We start from the raw sequence: 14668 nt of genomic DNA, 5'->3' as shown, positions 1-14668 counted from the left end.
GATGCTGCGGATCATTTGTTGCGCCACTGCGGATCGCGTTTTTCCAGAAAGGCGTTGACCCCTTCGCGGGTGTCGTCGGCATCGAACAGGTCGACGAAGCGCTCGCGTTCCTCTGGCAGCCAGGTGTTCGGGCCGCGCTCGCGTGCGCCCTGGATCAGCGGTTTGATGGTACGTACCGCCACCGGGCTTTGCCGCGCCACCTTGGAGGCCAGCAGCAGTGCGGTGCCACGGGCTTCGCCGGTATCCACCACCTGCTCGATCAGGCCGATGCGCAGGGCGGTTTCGGCGTCGATGCGTTCGCCGCAGAGGATCATGCGCTTGGCCCAGCCTTCGCCGATCAGCCAGGGCAGGGCTTGGGTGCCGCCGGCGCAGGGCAACAGACCCACGGAGGCTTCCGGCAGGGCCATCTGTGCCTGGCGTTCGGCGATGCGGATATCGCAGGCCAGCGCGCACTCCAGGCCGCCGCCCATGGCGTAGCCGTTGATCGCGGCGATGGACACGCCGCGGAAATCGCGCAGGGTCTCGAAGGCCTCGCCAAAGCGTCGGGCCATCTCGCGGGCATGGGCCTTGTCGCCATCGGTGAACATGTTCAGGTCGGCACCGGCGGAAAAGAACTTCGGCCCCTGGCCGGTCACCACCAGGGCGTACACCTCGTCGTCACGGTTGAGGTGCCCGACCACCTGCTTGAGGCCGATCAGCGAGTCGCGGTCCCAGGTGTTGGCAGGTGGATGATTGATGGTGATCAGCGCGGTATGGCCATGCTTCTCCACGGTGAGCTTGTGGGTCAGGTCGAAGATGCCGGATTTATAGGTTTCGATTGCTGTGCTCATAACGATTCCTCGTCAATTATCTTTCCACTCCCATTCATGGGAGAGGGATTTAAGCAGTTACAGCAGGTGATCTAGCATGCCGCCTTGTTGCAGCAGGCGGCGAGCGACGATCACCCGCATGATTTCGTTGGTGCCTTCCAGTATCTGGTGCACGCGGGCGTCACGCACCCAGCGTTCCAGCGGGTAATCATTCAGATAGCCATAACCGCCATGCAGTTGCAGGGCTTCGTTGCAGACGTTGAAGCAGTGGTCGGTGGCGAAGCGCTTGGCCATGGCGCAATACAGGCTGGCTTCGCCATGCCCATGGTCGAGCTTGTGCGCGGCCAGGCGCACCATCTGCCGGCTGGCGGTGAGGTCGGTGAGCATGTCGGCCAGCTTGAACTGCAAGGCCTGGAACTGGCTGAGCGGCTTGCCGAACTGCTTGCGTTCCTCGACATAGCGCAGGCTCTGTTGCAGCGCCGCCTGAGCTGCACCGAGCGAGCAACTGGCGATATTCAGACGACCGCCGTTGAGGCCCTTCATAGCATAGACGAAGCCTTCGCCTTCCGGGCCGATACGGTGGCTGGCGGGAATACGTACGCCCTCGAAGGTGATGGTGCGGGTCGGCTGCGCCTTCCAACCCATCTTGTCTTCGTTGCGCCCGTAGCGCACGCCAGGGGTGTCGGCGGGTACCAGGAAGCAGGAGATGCCCTTGGCGCCGTCCTCGCCGCTGCGCGCCATGACGATCAGCACGTCGGTACTGCCTGCGCCGGAGATGAAGCACTTGCTGCCGTCGATCACGTAGTCGTCGCCAGCGCGGCGGGCACGGGTGCGCAAGTTGGCGGCGTCGGAGCCGGCGTCCGGTTCGGTCAGGCAGTAGGAGGCCAGTGACTGGCCGTTGATCAGCTCCGGCAACCAGGCATCCTTCAGTGCCTGGTCGGCGAAGCTGGCGAGTATCCAGGTGGCCATGTTGTGGATGGTCAGGTAGGCGGTGGTGGCCACGCAGCCAGCCGCCAGTTGTTCGAAAATCAGTGAGCTGGACAGCCTGGACAGGCCCAGGCCGCTATCCTCTTCGCGCAGATACAGGGCCAGGTAGCCCTGCTCGGCGGCGCGACGAATCACCTCGACGGGGAAGTGCTGCTCGCGATCCCAGTCGGCGGCGTGGGGCGCCAGCTCCCGTGCGGCGAAGGCACGTGCGCTGTCGGTAAGCAGGCGTTGTTCGTCACTGAGTTCGAAGTCCATGGCATCTCATTGCAAGGTCAGGGGTTGGCCGGCTGCGCGGCGCTCGGCCTGCCAGTCGGCGAGGCTGGGCAGGGCGCTGCTGGCGTCGAGGCGGTCGACGATCTCGAAGTAGTCCTGCTTGAGCGGGTCCTTGAGTACCTCGTCGCGGTTTTTTACCTTCACGGCATAGACCGTCTGCAGGTTCTGGTGATCGAAGGCACGCCATTGCTGTTCATCCTTGAGCAAGGTGTAGCGATGGCCTTCCAGCGCCTTGATCAGGGCTTCGCTGTCGAGGCTCCTGGCTCGGGTGGCGGCATCGGCCCATTGCTGCACGATGCTGTAGGCCGAGGCTGCAGAGCTGGAGGGATACATCTCGTAGCGAGTCCTGAAGGCTTCGACGAAGGCTTCACCACGGGCAGATTTCTCCAGCGCCGGTACGCGCCAGGTCCAGGGCTCGGTACCGATCACACCCTGCATCAAACCGGGGCCGGCTTGTTCGACCATGCTTTGGGTCAGGTTCGGGGCGACGATCTGCATACGGCTGGTCAGGCCCAGGTCATGGGCAATGCGCATGGCACGCACCAGGTCTTCACCAAACAGTACCAGGGCAAGGATCTCGGCATTGCTCGCCGCGGCCTGGGTCAGGGCATCGGTATAGTCGGCCAGGCGCGCGCCGGGGAAGGGCGTGCGAACCCCGGCATGCTGGCCCACGTTGTCACTGGCCGTGGCCTGGCGCAGTGAAGCTTCGGTGGTGTGGCCCCAGGTGTAGTCGGCAGTGACGTAGAAGTAGCGTTTGTTCGGCAAGGTCTTGTTCAGGTACTGGCCGAGCACCTGAGCGCTCATCCAGGCGTTGTTGCACTCGCGGAACATGTAGCGATGGCCGTCCTTGCCAGTGGTGTCGTTGGAGTAGGTAAGGGTGCCGAAGTACAGCAGACCGTGCTGCTTGGCGCGCTTGCCTGCGGCGATGGCGACCGCGCTGGAGGCGCCACCGAAGAGCATCGCCGCACCTTCGGCGGCCAGCTTATCGACGTTCTTCTCGGCCTTGGCCGGCCGCGAGGCGGTGTCCTTGCTGGACAGGCGCAAAGGTCGGCCCAGTACACCGCCTGCAGCGTTGATTTCATCGATGGCCAGCAGGGCTCCACGCATCTGCGCCAATCCCTCTTCCTTATATGGTCCGGTGCGCGGGTAATTGAGGCCGAGGGTGATCGGCTCGGCAGCCTGCGCACAGGCGGTAAGTGCGGCCCACAGGGCCAGCGTGGCAGACAGGTGGCGCATTGCAGTTCTCCTTGTTGTTGTTCTGCAGAGTCTTTTTACGCCGCTTGTCCAGTTCTCGTGATCGTCTTTTCGTCTAATAAGAACGCTGTTCTCATTTCAGTTGAATGGTCATGTTCGGCCCGGCCTCAAGCGGCGTGTCGTCGAACCAGCGACTGGTCACGGTTTTGGTTTCGGTGTAGAAGCGCAACGCCTGCTTGCCGTAGGCGTGCAGGTCGTCGTAGAACGAGCCCTTCCAGCCGGTGAAGGAAAAGAACGGCAGCGGTACCGGAATCGGCACGTTGATGCCCACCTGGCCGACTTCCACCGCATGCTGGAAATGCCGCGCAGCGCCGCCGGAGCGGGTGAACAGGCTGGTGCCGTTGCCGTAGGGGCTGGCGTTGACCAGTGCGATGGCCTCTTCCAGGGTGTCGAGCTGCATGCACACCAGCACCGGTCCGAAGATCTCTTCGCGGTACAGGCCCATCTTCGTCGTCACGCCACGGAACAGCGTCGGCCCGACCCAGTTGCCATTGGGGTATCCCTCCACCGTGCACTGCGAACCGTCGAGCAGGCATTCGGCGCCTTCGGCCTTGCCCTGTTCGATCAGGCGCAGCACGCGCTGGCGTGCCAGCGGGCTGATCAGCGGGCCGTAGGCGGCCATCTGTTCGGCCAACTCGTCGATCCACTGTTTCGACTCGCCGACGAACACCGCTACGCTGATCGCCATGCAGCGTTGCCCGGCCGCGCCGCAACTGGCGCCGATCAGGTTGCTGAGCACCTGATCCTTCGGTGCGTCCGGCATGATCACCATGTGGTTCTTGGCCCCGGCGAAGGACTGCACGCGCTTCAGGTGCTGGGTGCCGCTGCGGTAGACATGCTGGCCCACCGTTACCGAGCCGACTAAGGACACCGCGCGCACCAGCGGGTGCACCAGCAGCGCATCGACCTGCTCGCGGCCGCCATGCAATATCTGCAGTACGCCGATCGGCGCGCCGGCCTCGATTTCCCTGGCAGTGGCTTTGGGGGCGAGGGTGATTAGTTCCTGGGTGGGCGGGTCGGTCACTTCGATCAGCTCACGAGCCTGGCTGGTTTGCCATTGGCCGTCGATCAGTTGCGGTAGCGTGCGGGGCATGGTCGCCTCCTGTTGTTCTTGTATGAGGTCTTTATAGCCACTCGATGTCCGCTTGTGGATTGACGATCTTGGTCTTGGGATGGACGATCTTGTCATTCGATCGGGATGCAAAGGAGTGATGCAGTGGGGATGCGGGTGGAAACCTCCAATTGGCCGTTGCCCGTCGGTGGGCAACGCTTCATCACGCCTCCGCGGTTGCGCCGCTTGTTGGCACGCCATGCCTTGAGCGCTGGGTGCTATCCATTGGCCATCGGTTTCTACCCCGATGCAACCGGTCACCAGATGCGCCGCGCGCAACCGGATGACCATCTGCTGATCTACTGCCGCTCGGGCAAGGGGTGGTTGGAAACATCGGATGGACGATTTGAGGTCGCTGCTGGCGATCTGCTGCTGCTGCCCAAGGACGCGCCGCATGCCTATGGCGCTGACCTGCATAACCCCTGGACGATCTACTGGGTGCACTTCGACGGCAGCCTCAGCGAGGACTTTCTGCGCCTGCTGGGCGCGCAGACGCTGCGGCGTATCGGCGTGCAGCCCAGGCTGATCGGTGATTTCGAGGCGTTGCTGGGTTTGCAGCGCCAGGGCCTCAACGCTTTGCCCTTCATCCATGCTGCGCACCGTTTGCAGGCGATGCTCAGCTCGCTGGCCGTGCTGCCGGCGCGGGTCAACCTCAAGTCCGGCCGCGTGCTGGATATCGAGGCGGTGCAGGCAGTGATGCGCGAGCACCTGCACGGCAGCCTCAACCTTGATGAGCTGGCTGCACAGTTCAAGCTGTCGCGCTTTCATTTCGCCAAGACCTACCGCGCGCTGACCGGCCATGCGCCGATCCAGGACTTCATCCAGTTGAAGATGGCCCTGGCCTGCCGTCTGCTCGATCGAGGCGACGCCGAAGTGCGCCAGGTCGCCGAGCAGCTTGGCTACGACGATCCCTATTACTTCTCACGGCTGTTTCGCAAGGTGGTGGGTATGGCGCCCAGTCATTACCGGGCACTGCATCAGGGGTAGGGGAGGCCCGGCATATCTTGCTCGGGGCAGGTTGCGCCCTGAATACCCCCTGGGTAATCAAGGCAACGTGATCTATCGGCCAGAGGTGCTCAGGCCAGCATGCGCAGCCACAGCTGTTGCTCGGCCAGCAGCTCTTCGCGCAGGCCGGCCAGTGGTTGTTCAAACCCCAGCCGGCGCTGCGCGGGCAGGGGCTCGGACAGGTTCGCCGGTTGTATCTGCAACGCGCTGGCCAGCAGCGCCAGGTCGGTCAGGTCGGCTTCGCCGTCGTGATCGTGCAGCCATTTGTTACGTTGCCTGGCGCACTCGATCAGCGTGGTCGGCACCTGCCAGCGTGTCAGCACCAGTGCACCGATGTCGCCGGCACTTTTGCCTGACCTTTGAGAAAACGGGTGAGCAGAGCGAAGCGGATGGCTTCGGGGGACAGCGACATGATGGCGGGGATTTCCGTGGTACCGCAGCGGCGTATTGAAATGCTAGCAGAGCCTTGGCCTAAAGCCGATGCACAGCTGTTGCCTTGACTTGCCCGGCCCCCTTCACTAGCGTGCCTGCACTTGTTTTGACCCTGCAGGAAAAACGCATGACCGACGATCGCATCAAGCTCGAAGCCAGCTGGAAACACGCGCTGCGTGAGGAGTTCGACAAGCCTTACATGAGCGAGCTGCGTGCGTTCCTGCAGGCGGAGAAGGCGGCCGGCAAGGAAATTTTTCCGCCGGGTCCGCTGATCTTCAATGCGCTTAACTCCACGCCGCTGGATCAGGTCAAGGTGGTGATCATCGGCCAGGACCCGTATCACGGCCCCGGTCAGGCACACGGCCTGTGCTTCTCGGTGCAGCCGGGCGTGCAGACGCCGCCGTCGCTGGTGAATATCTACAAGGAGCTCAAGCGCGACCTGAACATCGACATCCCAGCCCATGGTTACCTGCAGAGCTGGGCCGATCAAGGCGTGCTGCTGCTCAATACCTCGCTGACCGTCGAGCGCGCCAACGCTGGCTCGCACGCGGGCAAGGGCTGGCAGTTCTTTACCGACCGGGTGATCGAAGTGGTCAGCGAGCATCAGGACAAGCTGGTGTTCCTGCTCTGGGGCAGCCATGCGCAAAGCAAGCAGCGCCTGATCGACCCGACCAAGCATCTGGTGCTGCGCTCGCCGCATCCGTCGCCGCTGTCGGCGCATCGCGGCTTTATCGGCAATGGCCATTTCAGTCGCTGCAACCAGTTTCTCAGTCAGAACGGCATGCAGCCCATCGACTGGCGTTTACCGGCGCTCTGAGCCCGTTTCCGAGGCCTGCCTAGCGCCGCGCAACTGCCTGATCAGCCGTGCACTGCTGCGCGGCCAGGTCGGCGTGAAGGCTTTGCAGGCGCTTGTCGGCTCGCTCCATCTGTTTTGAGTCAGCCTGATCGACCAGGTCGACGATCATCTCGGCCATGACCTGACGATTCTTATCAAAGCTGGCCTGGTAGGCGCTGGTGTAGAAGCGCTCGCGCTGTTGCAGCAGGGCGGTCATGCGGGGGGTGAAGTCGTCGCCACGGCGTACTTCCAACGCCTCACGCAGAGCCTGTTGCCAGGCCATGCGGTTTTCCAGCCAGACCTGGTTCTGCTCGCCCAGGCTCTGTGCCCAGCGCTGCACCCGCTCGCGCTGCTCGGCGTTGAGGGTGCCGAACCAGGGTTGCAGACGCTCTTCCATGCGCTCGGCGCGTCGGCTGATCTGCTCCTGCACGGGCGGCTCGAGAAACTCTTCACGCAGCTTTGCGTTTTGCTCGTCCATGGCCGCCAACAGCTGATCGACCTGACGCGGGCTGAGGCCACGCAGCAGCTCGATGGTGCTGGGGGTTATTTCCACGGCGATGCGCTGCATGGCTTGTTCGAAGTCGGCCAACTGGCTGGCCATCAGCTCGCTGTCACGGCTGCTCAGTGCCTGCTGACTGCGTTGCAGCCAGTCGAGATAGCGCGGCAGCTCGACGCTGCAATGCCAGGCCAAATGTTCTTGCAGTTGGGGTTTGAGCCAGGCGCTCTGCTCGCTGGTCAGCGCCACGTAGTCGCCCAGCTTCCACGGGATCAGCCAATCGAGGTTGCGATAGGCCAGGCCGACACGACTGCAGGCGCCCAGCAGCAGGGTGATGGCCAGTAGCAGGAGCAGAGGCTTGCGCATGATCTGGGCTCGTGAGGGCAGAGTTGTTGAGACTAATACCCGGTACATTTGACGCAAGAGGGTGGAAATATTCGCTTAAGAGTTCGCCAGCAGACCATGATCGCCGGCAAGCCGGCTCCTACAGGAGGCGGTGGTCTTGTTGTTTGTAGGAGCCCGCTTGCGGGCGACCCAGTCAATGCGGGCCGTGGCACTCCCACGGATAAAAAGAAACCGCCCCGAAGGGCGGTTCCGATGTCGCAAGTTGCGCTTAGCCGCCAAGGTAGGCGTCGCGTACCTTGGGGTCGTTGAGCAGCTCTTCGCCGCTGCCGCGCATGACGATATGGCCGTTCTCCAGCACATAACCGCGATCGGCCAGCTTCAGCGCCTGGTTGGCGTTCTGCTCGACCAGGAACACGGTCACGCCGTCTTTGCGCAGTTGCTCGATGATGTCGAAGATCTGCTGGATGATGATCGGCGCCAGACCCAGCGACGGCTCGTCGAGCAGCAGCAGGTTAGGCTTGCTCATCAACGCACGACCGATGGCGAGCATCTGCTGCTCGCCGCCACTCATGGTGCCGGCGCGTTGGGCGAAGCGTTCCTTCAGGCGCGGGAACAGGTGCAGGACCTTGTCCAGTTGCTCCTGATTGTCCGCCTTGTCACCGAAGAAGCCGCCCATGGCCAGGTTTTCCTCGACGGTCAGGCGGGCGAACACGCGACGGCCTTCCGGCACGATGGCGATGCTCTTGCGCATGATCTCCGGGGTGTCCATGCCCACCAGCTCTTCACCCATGTAACGGATGCTGCCACTGGTGGCGCGCGGGTTGCCGCACAGGGTCATCAGCAGGGTCGACTTGCCGGCACCGTTGGCGCCGATCAGGGTAACGATCTCGCCTTTCTGCACTTCGATGCTTACATCGTGCAGCGCCTGGATCTTGCCGTAGAAGGTTGAGACGTTGTTGAAGCTGAGCATGGATTACGCCTCCCCCAGATAGGCTTTGATCACGTCCGGGTTGTTGCGGATATCGTCCGGCGTGCCGTCGGCCAGGGGAGTGCCCTGGTTGATCACGTAGATGTGGTCGGAAATGCTCATCACCAGCTTCATGTCGTGCTCGATCAGCAGCACGGTGACATTGTGCTCGTCACGCAGCACGCTGATCAGCGCTTTCAGGTCTTCGGTTTCACGCGGGTTGAGACCGGCGGCCGGCTCGTCGAGCATGAGGATGCTCGGGCGCGTCATCATGCAGCGGGCGATTTCCAGGCGACGCTGCTGACCATAGGCCAGGGTGCCGGCGCTACGGTTGGCGAAGTCCACCAGGTTGACCTGCTCCAGCCAGTAGGCGGCAAAATCCATGGCCTCGCGTTCGCTGCGGCGAAACCCCGGGGTCTTGAACAGGCCGGCCAGGTAGCCGGTGTTGAGGTGGCGATGCTGGGCCACCAGCAGGTTTTCCACTGCCGTCATGTCCTTGAACAGACGTACGTTCTGGAAAGTCCGTACCACACCTTTGCGAGCGATCTTGTGGCCGGGCAGGCCTTCGATCGCTTCGCCATTGAGGCGGATGCTGCCGGAGCTCGGCTGGTAGAAGCCGGTCAGGCAGTTGAACACGGTGGTCTTGCCGGCGCCGTTCGGGCCGATCATCGAGACCACCTGCTTTTCCTTGACGTTCAGGCCCACCCCGTTGACGGCCAGCAGGCCGCCGAAACGCATGGACAGGCCGCTTACTTCGAGAATCGTGCGGCTCATCGCTTCAGCTCCAGGTGGGGACGTTGCATCGGCAGCAACCCTTGCGGGCGCCAGATCATCATGAAGATCATGACCAGACCGAAGAACAGCATGCGGTACTCGCTCAGCTCACGCATCTCCTGCAGCATCACCATGATGATGGCGGCGAGAATCACGCCCAGCTGTGAACCCATGCCACCCAGCACCACGATGGCGAGGATCATCGCCGACTCGATGAAGGTGAACGACTCCGGCGTCACCAGACCCTGACGGGCAGCGAAGAAGCTGCCGGCGAAACCGGCCAGGCTGGCACCGATGGTGAAGGCCGAGAGCTTGATCACGGTCGGGTTCAGGCCCAGCGCACGGCAGGCAATCTCGTCTTCACGCAGCGCTTCCCAGGCACGGCCGATCGGCATGCGCAGCAGGCGGTTGACCAGGAACAGGGTCAGCAGCACCAGCAGCAGGGCGATCAGGTAGAGGAAGATCACCTTGTACTGCGAGTTGTAGGCGATTTCGAAGTAGCCATGGAAGGTCGGCATGTCGGCTGGCACGCGGCGCTCGAAGGACAGACCGAACAGCGTCGGCTTGTTCTCGTTGGCGATGCTCAGGCCGTTGGGGCCGCCGGTGTACTCGGTCAGGTTGCGCAGCAGGATGCGGATGATCTCGCCGAAGCCGAGGGTCACGATGGCCAGGTAGTCACCGCGCAGACGCAGCACCGGGAAGCCCAGCAGGAAGCCGAACAGCGCGGCCATCATGCCGGCCAGCGGCAGGCAGATCCAGAAGCCCAGGCCGAAGTAGTGCGCCAGGATCGCGTAGCTGTAGGCGCCTACGGCGTAGAAACCGACGTAACCCAGGTCGAGCAGACCGGCCAGACCCACGACGATGTTCAGGCCGAGGCCGAGCATCACGTAGATCAGGATCAGCGTGGCGATATCCACCGAACCACGGCTGGCGAAGAACGGCCACACCAGCGCCACCATGACCATCGCCAGAATGATCCAGCGTTGGGTGGAGGGCAGGGTGAGGAAGTTGCCGATCTGTCCGGAGCCACTGGGCAGCTTGGGCAGTTTGGCCCAGGCCGGAGTCAGCCGGTCACGCAGCAATTGCCAGAGGAAGACCAGCGCCGCAGCGCCGCCAATGCACCAGAGTTCGAAGGCGGTGGCACCTTCCACGCGCAGGCTGATGCCGACGGTGGAGAGTTTCAGGCCAAGTACCGGGTAGGCGATGATCAGCACCAGCAGGGCGCTGAAAATCGCGGATTTGATATTGCGGCTCATACCTTTTCCACCTCCGGGCGGCCAAGGATGCCAGTCGGACGGAACAGCAGCACCAGTACCAGCAGGCTGAACGCCACCACGTCCTTGTATTGATCACCGAAGATATCGGCGCCGAAGGCTTCGGCCACGCCCAGCAGCAGGCCGCCGAGTACCGCGCCAGGGATGCTGCCGATGCCGCCCAATACCGCAGCGGTGAAGGCCTTAATGCCGGCGAGGAAGCCCAGGTGCGGGTTGATCACGCCGTAGTTCATGCCCAGCAGCACCGAGGCGATGGCGGCCAGCGCCGCACCGATGACGAAGGTCAGGGCGATGATGTTGTTGGTGTTGATACCGAGCAGGTTGGCCATCTTCAGGTCTTCGGCGCAGGCGCGGCAAGCGCGGCCCAGGCGCGAACGGGAGATGAACAGGGTCAGGCCGATCATGGTGACGAAGGTGACGATGAAGATCAGCACCTGCATGTAGGACACCACCACGCCGTTGGCGGCGCTTTCACCGAAGACGAAATTGCCGGGCAGCAGGCTGGGAATGGCCTTGTCCTTGGAGTCCTGTGAGAGCAACACCGCGTTCTGCAAGAAGATCGACATACCGATCGCGGAGATCAGCGGGATCAGACGATTGCCGCCGCGCAGGGGGCGGTAGGCCACCCGTTCGATACTGTAACCGTAGGCGCTGGTGACGATCATGGTGGCGGCGAAGGCCGCGATCATCACGAAGGGCACGGCGTCCAGGCCGAACATGGCGAGGCCGGCGATAACGGTGAAGGCTATGTACGAGCCGATCATGTAAACCTCGCCATGGGCGAAGTTGATCATGCCGATGATGCCGTAGACCATGGTGTAGCCGATGGCGATCAGGGCATAGGTACTGCCAATGGTCAGGCCATTGAGCAGTTGCTGTAGGTAGTGGTAAAGATCAGGCATTGCCTAACTCCTGGGCGCTTGCGTAAAGCGGCGCTTGTGGCGCAGCGCGAGGCCGGAATTCTTCTAATAAACAAAGCCCACTTCTGCAGTGGGCTCTGGGTTCAGAACCTGTTCATGAGCTGCTACGCGTGGCGCCCGCCGGGTTAATGGCGGGCGCTAGCTCGTGAATCAGTTTCTTCGGCGGGGGTTACTTGGCTTCGGACTTGGTGCCGTCCTGGTGCCACTCGTACACCACGAAGCTGAAGTCCTTCAGGTCGCCCTTCTCATCGAAGGCCAGGGTGCCGGTGGGGGTGTCGAAGCTGTTGGCGCGCAGGGCAGCGGCGACCTTGGCGGTATCGGTGTCGCCAGCTTTCTCGATGCCTTCGGCGATGACCTGAACGGCCGCATAGGCCGGGAACACGAACGGGCCGCTCGGGTCTTCGTTCTTGGCCTTGAAGGCCTCGACCAGCGCCTGGTTCTTCGGATCCTGGTCGAAGGACTTCGGCAGGGTGACCAGCAGGCCTTCGGAAGCCGGGCCGGCGATGGCCGAGATTTCCTTGTTGCCCACACCTTCCGGGCCCATGAACTTGACGTTCAGGCCACGCTCTTTGGTCTGGCGCAGCAGCAGGCCCAGTTCCGGGTGGTAGCCACCGTAGTAGACGAAGTCGACACCAGCCTGGTTGAGCTTGGCGATCAGCGCGGAGAAATCCTTGTCGCCGGCGTTGATGCCTTCGAACAGGGCGACTTTCACGCCTTTGCCTTCCAGGGTCTGCTTGACCGCAGTGGCAATGCCCTCACCGTACTGCTGCTTGTCGTGAATGACGGCAACGGTCTGCGGCTTGATGTGATCGGCGATGAAGTTGCCGGCGGTCGGGCCTTGCAGGCTGTCCAGACCGATGGTGCGGAACACCAGTTCGTAGCCGCGAGCAGTGATGTCCGGGCTGGTGGACGCCGCGGTGATCATCAGGATGCCTTCGTCTTCGTAGATATCCGAAGCCGGTTGAGTGGAGCTGGAGCACAGGTGGCCAACCACGAATTTGACGCCGTCGTTGACGATCTTGTTGGCCACGGCCACGGCCTGCTTCGGATCGCACGCGTCGTCGTAGACCACGCCTTCGAGCTGGGCGCCATTCACGCCGCCGGCCTTGTTGATCTGTTCGATGGCCATCTTGGCGCCGATGAACTGCATTTCGCCGTACTGAGCCACTGCACCGGTCACCGGACCGGCCAGACCGATCTTGATGTTGTCGGCCGCCATCGAATAGCTGGCCGCCCCCGCCAGTGCCATTGCCGCGAACAGCTTGGAAATCTGCTTAGCCTTGTTCATGAGTGCTCCACTCTTATGTTTTTCGTTGTTGTAGTTCTTGCGGCCGAAGCTGCAGAACCGGGTCCGTTACCCCGGTAATGCCTCCGGCAACTGTACCGGAACAGTGTAGAGCGCGGATTTGCGCCTTGAAAAGCCGGCAACTGGAGGCGAAACGTGGGGTTGTCGCTAAATTGCAAGGAATGTATAGAAAAACGGCGTGGCCTAAGTCGGCTGGCGAGCGTCGCGCGGTTGCCAGGGTAGTTGTCGGCGCTATCATTGCGCGCCTGCATTCAAAGCCATCGACACGGGACACACCATGACGGATCAATCTAGCACCCTCTATGCCAAGCTGCTCGGTGAGACAGCGCCGATTCGTTGGCAGGAACTGCAGCCGTTCTTCGCGCGTGGTGCGCTGCTTTGGGTCGAGGGTGGCCAGGATCTGGTGGCGGTCGCGCAGGCTGTGGCCGAGAACGATCAGGCTCGAGTTGCGCAATGGATGAACCAAGGCCTGCTGTGCAAGCTCGAAGATTCACGTGCCGAAGATCTGCTCTCGCGTGACCCGCAGTTGTGGGCAGTCGTGGTCGCCCCCTGGGTGTTGGTACAGGAAAGGGCAGAGGATTCGACCTTGCACTGAAATGGCGCGCTGCAGGGCTGTGAGCAGCGAGCTAGACTCTTCGCACACTCCCGTGAGGGAGTTTCTCGCAGCGCCACGGCAAAGGAGTGAGCCCCATGTTCGAACCTGGTCACCTGCATCGCAGCAATCCGCCTGGCCTGGGCGGGCAACCCGGTTACAGCATCGATTTCTACTATGAGGTGCGCGAGGATTCGCAAGAAGGGCCCATGCTGCATGGGCGCCTGGTTGGCGAGATAGAGGGCAGGGCATTCGAGGAAGTCTTCGAAATGCATCGCGATACCGCGTTCAACTTCGCCAGCGTGATTTCCCGCTTGGTGGCCAAGCATGGCCTGCCGCCCAACCATAGCCCGATCATGCGGGCGCATGCCGAATACGATGCGATCTTCGAGGACATTCGCGCCAAGCTGCACGCCAAGCCGGGTGAAGCGGTGGACCTCGACCACCTGGAGCGCGACGGCCTGGCGTAACCCTATGGCTGTTCGAGGACGAAAAAAAACCGGATGCTGAGATCCGGTTTTTTCATTTTCGGGGGCGTGTTTCAGGCTGCGACGAAACCTGCAGGGTAGGCCAGCGAGGCTTGACTACTTTGCACTTCGGCGATGGTTTCGCGCACGACCTGCTTGGCCAGGCAAGCGCACTTGCCGCACTGGCTGGCGATGCCGAGCGTGCCGCGCACTTCACGATAGCTGCAGCAGCCCTCGTAGACCGCATCGCGGATTTGAGTATCGGTGACACCTTCACAGAGGCAGACGTACATAAGCAAGGCTCGTCTTGGTGGTTCTGTTCGATGGATCGGATACTAATGTTAATGAGAATGCTTGTCAAATATCGATTGCGAATGCTCGCAGTGTCTGACGAACGGTTCAGCTTTCGGCAGGGGCGGGTAGAAAAGGTCTTTGAGTTTTCGCGGGGAGGATACTTTTGACACCGGACTGGCAAGTTTGTGTGCGTATTGCTCACGGGCTTAGCACTATCCATTACCGAGTCCACTGAGCGTTTGGGTTGCGCCCCTTACGGGCGCCACACCTTGACACGCCCGTGAGGGGCGAAACCAAGACGAAAGATCGACACGCTAATGATCTTGGTCCAGAGATAAATAGCGCTGCACGCAGAACACACAAACTTGCCAGTCCGGTGCCAATCTGCACTTTCCCAAAACTATGCGTAGAACCTAAAAAAACCGGCGGACGCCTAATGCTGATCAGATAAGTTCGTCACCACCCCTTCCTACTTGCAGTAGAGGGGGCGCTTTTCGTAGGAGCCAGCTTGCTGGCGATGCTTTTTA

At 62.1% G+C, this 14668-nt stretch carries 15 protein-coding genes and 1 pseudogene; 4 read left to right on the top strand and 12 right to left on the bottom strand.

The genetic code is table 11. The features are described from left to right. Nucleotides 1-11: 11 nt before the first annotated feature. The 4 genes and pseudogenes from N5J71_RS21195 to N5J71_RS21180 form a co-directional block, all read right to left on the bottom strand. Nucleotides 12-830, bottom strand: coding sequence for an enoyl-CoA hydratase (locus tag N5J71_RS21195; RefSeq protein WP_084341857.1), 819 nt, complete (start codon nucleotides 828-830; stop codon nucleotides 12-14). Nucleotides 831-887: 57 nt separating this feature from the next. Continuing rightward, on the bottom strand, nucleotides 888-2051 hold the full coding sequence (locus N5J71_RS21190) for an acyl-CoA dehydrogenase family protein (protein WP_074859401.1): 1164 nt from the start codon (nucleotides 2049-2051) through the stop codon (nucleotides 888-890). A gap of 6 nt (nucleotides 2052-2057) precedes the next feature. Continuing rightward, nucleotides 2058-3305: an ABC transporter substrate-binding protein gene (locus N5J71_RS21185; protein ID WP_074859404.1), complete on the bottom strand. Its 1248-nt coding sequence runs from the start codon at nucleotides 3303-3305 to the stop codon at nucleotides 2058-2060. Between the two features lie 91 nt (nucleotides 3306-3396). Beyond that, a pseudogene (locus N5J71_RS21180) lies at nucleotides 3397-4287 on the bottom strand (aldehyde dehydrogenase family protein); the annotation flags it as partial. Between the two features lie 258 nt (nucleotides 4288-4545). Between N5J71_RS21180 and N5J71_RS21175 the strand changes: the two are divergent. Beyond that, nucleotides 4546-5421: an AraC family transcriptional regulator gene (locus N5J71_RS21175; protein ID WP_424960907.1), complete on the top strand. Its 876-nt coding sequence runs from the start codon at nucleotides 4546-4548 to the stop codon at nucleotides 5419-5421. An 89-nt stretch (nucleotides 5422-5510) separates the two neighbouring features. On the opposite strand, the gene N5J71_RS21170 is transcribed toward N5J71_RS21175, so the two are convergent. Then, entirely contained in the window at nucleotides 5511-5762 is a 252-nt protein-coding gene (locus N5J71_RS21170; protein ID WP_004423680.1) for a hypothetical protein, read from the bottom strand. A gap of 236 nt (nucleotides 5763-5998) precedes the next feature. On the opposite strand from N5J71_RS21170, the gene ung reads away from it, so the two are divergent. Continuing rightward, nucleotides 5999-6688, top strand: coding sequence for a uracil-DNA glycosylase (ung, locus tag N5J71_RS21165; RefSeq protein WP_279917597.1), 690 nt, complete (start codon nucleotides 5999-6001; stop codon nucleotides 6686-6688). A gap of 19 nt (nucleotides 6689-6707) precedes the next feature. Here the strand turns inward: ung and N5J71_RS21160 are convergent, their stop codons facing one another. The 6 genes from N5J71_RS21160 to N5J71_RS21135 all read right to left on the bottom strand — a co-directional run bounded on the left by N5J71_RS21160 (nucleotide 6708) and on the right by N5J71_RS21135 (nucleotide 12770). Further along, nucleotides 6708-7568 (bottom strand): DUF6279 family lipoprotein, encoded by an 861-nt coding sequence (locus N5J71_RS21160; protein WP_279917596.1) that lies wholly within the window; start codon nucleotides 7566-7568, stop codon nucleotides 6708-6710. A 247-nt stretch (nucleotides 7569-7815) separates the two neighbouring features. Further along, nucleotides 7816-8517 (bottom strand): ABC transporter ATP-binding protein, encoded by a 702-nt coding sequence (locus N5J71_RS21155; RefSeq protein WP_100547400.1) that lies wholly within the window; start codon nucleotides 8515-8517, stop codon nucleotides 7816-7818. 3 nt (nucleotides 8518-8520) lie between these two features. Beyond that, the gene (gene livG, locus N5J71_RS21150) at nucleotides 8521-9288 is read right to left on the bottom strand and encodes a high-affinity branched-chain amino acid ABC transporter ATP-binding protein LivG (RefSeq protein ID WP_079784284.1); all 768 of its coding nucleotides are present in this window, start codon (nucleotides 9286-9288) and stop codon (nucleotides 8521-8523) included. Continuing rightward, the gene (locus N5J71_RS21145; RefSeq protein WP_279917595.1) at nucleotides 9285-10544 is read right to left on the bottom strand and encodes a high-affinity branched-chain amino acid ABC transporter permease LivM; all 1260 of its coding nucleotides are present in this window, start codon (nucleotides 10542-10544) and stop codon (nucleotides 9285-9287) included. The genes livG and N5J71_RS21145 overlap by 4 nt, the downstream gene beginning before the upstream one ends. Beyond that, on the bottom strand, nucleotides 10541-11464 hold the full coding sequence (livH, locus tag N5J71_RS21140; protein WP_279917594.1) for a high-affinity branched-chain amino acid ABC transporter permease LivH: 924 nt from the start codon (nucleotides 11462-11464) through the stop codon (nucleotides 10541-10543). The genes N5J71_RS21145 and livH overlap by 4 nt, the downstream gene beginning before the upstream one ends. Nucleotides 11465-11651: 187 nt before the next feature. Continuing rightward, the gene (locus N5J71_RS21135; RefSeq protein WP_004423702.1) at nucleotides 11652-12770 is read right to left on the bottom strand and encodes a branched-chain amino acid ABC transporter substrate-binding protein; all 1119 of its coding nucleotides are present in this window, start codon (nucleotides 12768-12770) and stop codon (nucleotides 11652-11654) included. A 295-nt stretch (nucleotides 12771-13065) separates the two neighbouring features. On the opposite strand from N5J71_RS21135, the gene N5J71_RS21130 reads away from it, so the two are divergent. Both N5J71_RS21130 and N5J71_RS21125 read left to right on the top strand, forming a co-directional pair. Beyond that, entirely contained in the window at nucleotides 13066-13383 is a 318-nt protein-coding gene (locus tag N5J71_RS21130; RefSeq protein WP_004423705.1) for a DUF2288 domain-containing protein, read from the top strand. Between the two features lie 95 nt (nucleotides 13384-13478). After that, nucleotides 13479-13850: a DUF5064 family protein gene (locus N5J71_RS21125; RefSeq protein WP_074859419.1), complete on the top strand. Its 372-nt coding sequence runs from the start codon at nucleotides 13479-13481 to the stop codon at nucleotides 13848-13850. Nucleotides 13851-13921: 71 nt separating this feature from the next. On the opposite strand, the gene N5J71_RS21120 is transcribed toward N5J71_RS21125, so the two are convergent. Then, the gene (locus N5J71_RS21120; RefSeq protein ID WP_004423711.1) at nucleotides 13922-14140 is read right to left on the bottom strand and encodes a bacterioferritin-associated ferredoxin; all 219 of its coding nucleotides are present in this window, start codon (nucleotides 14138-14140) and stop codon (nucleotides 13922-13924) included. Nucleotides 14141-14668: the final 528 nt, after the last annotated feature.

Source organism: Ectopseudomonas oleovorans, from assembly GCF_029845265.1.
GTDB classification, from domain to species: domain Bacteria; phylum Pseudomonadota; class Gammaproteobacteria; order Pseudomonadales; family Pseudomonadaceae; genus Aquipseudomonas; species Aquipseudomonas oleovorans.
This window is presented reverse-complemented; position numbering and strand designations above follow the sequence as displayed.

What these genes read in the sequence shown, in the direction of transcription:
- N5J71_RS21195 (WP_084341857.1), bottom strand. Translation starts at nt 830, where the DNA reads ATGAGCACAGCAATCGAAACCTATAAATCCGGCATCTTCGACCTGACC.
- N5J71_RS21125 (WP_074859419.1), top strand. Translation starts at nt 13,479, where the DNA reads ATGTTCGAACCTGGTCACCTGCATCGCAGCAATCCGCCTGGCCTGGGC.
- N5J71_RS21145 (WP_279917595.1), bottom strand. Translation starts at nt 10,544, where the DNA reads ATGAGCCGCAATATCAAATCCGCGATTTTCAGCGCCCTGCTGGTGCTG.
- N5J71_RS21190 (WP_074859401.1), bottom strand. Translation starts at nt 2,051, where the DNA reads ATGGACTTCGAACTCAGTGACGAACAACGCCTGCTTACCGACAGCGCA.
- livG (WP_079784284.1), bottom strand. Translation starts at nt 9,288, where the DNA reads ATGAGCCGCACGATTCTCGAAGTAAGCGGCCTGTCCATGCGTTTCGGC.
- N5J71_RS21120 (WP_004423711.1), bottom strand. Translation starts at nt 14,140, where the DNA reads ATGTACGTCTGCCTCTGTGAAGGTGTCACCGATACTCAAATCCGCGAT.
- livH (WP_279917594.1), bottom strand. Translation starts at nt 11,464, where the DNA reads ATGCCTGATCTTTACCACTACCTACAGCAACTGCTCAATGGCCTGACC.
- N5J71_RS21160 (WP_279917596.1), bottom strand. Translation starts at nt 7,568, where the DNA reads ATGCGCAAGCCTCTGCTCCTGCTACTGGCCATCACCCTGCTGCTGGGC.
- N5J71_RS21175 (WP_424960907.1), top strand. Translation starts at nt 4,546, where the DNA reads ATGCGGGTGGAAACCTCCAATTGGCCGTTGCCCGTCGGTGGGCAACGC.
- N5J71_RS21130 (WP_004423705.1), top strand. Translation starts at nt 13,066, where the DNA reads ATGACGGATCAATCTAGCACCCTCTATGCCAAGCTGCTCGGTGAGACA.
- N5J71_RS21185 (WP_074859404.1), bottom strand. Translation starts at nt 3,305, where the DNA reads ATGCGCCACCTGTCTGCCACGCTGGCCCTGTGGGCCGCACTTACCGCC.
- ung (WP_279917597.1), top strand. Translation starts at nt 5,999, where the DNA reads ATGACCGACGATCGCATCAAGCTCGAAGCCAGCTGGAAACACGCGCTG.
- N5J71_RS21135 (WP_004423702.1), bottom strand. Translation starts at nt 12,770, where the DNA reads ATGAACAAGGCTAAGCAGATTTCCAAGCTGTTCGCGGCAATGGCACTG.
- N5J71_RS21155 (WP_100547400.1), bottom strand. Translation starts at nt 8,517, where the DNA reads ATGCTCAGCTTCAACAACGTCTCAACCTTCTACGGCAAGATCCAGGCG.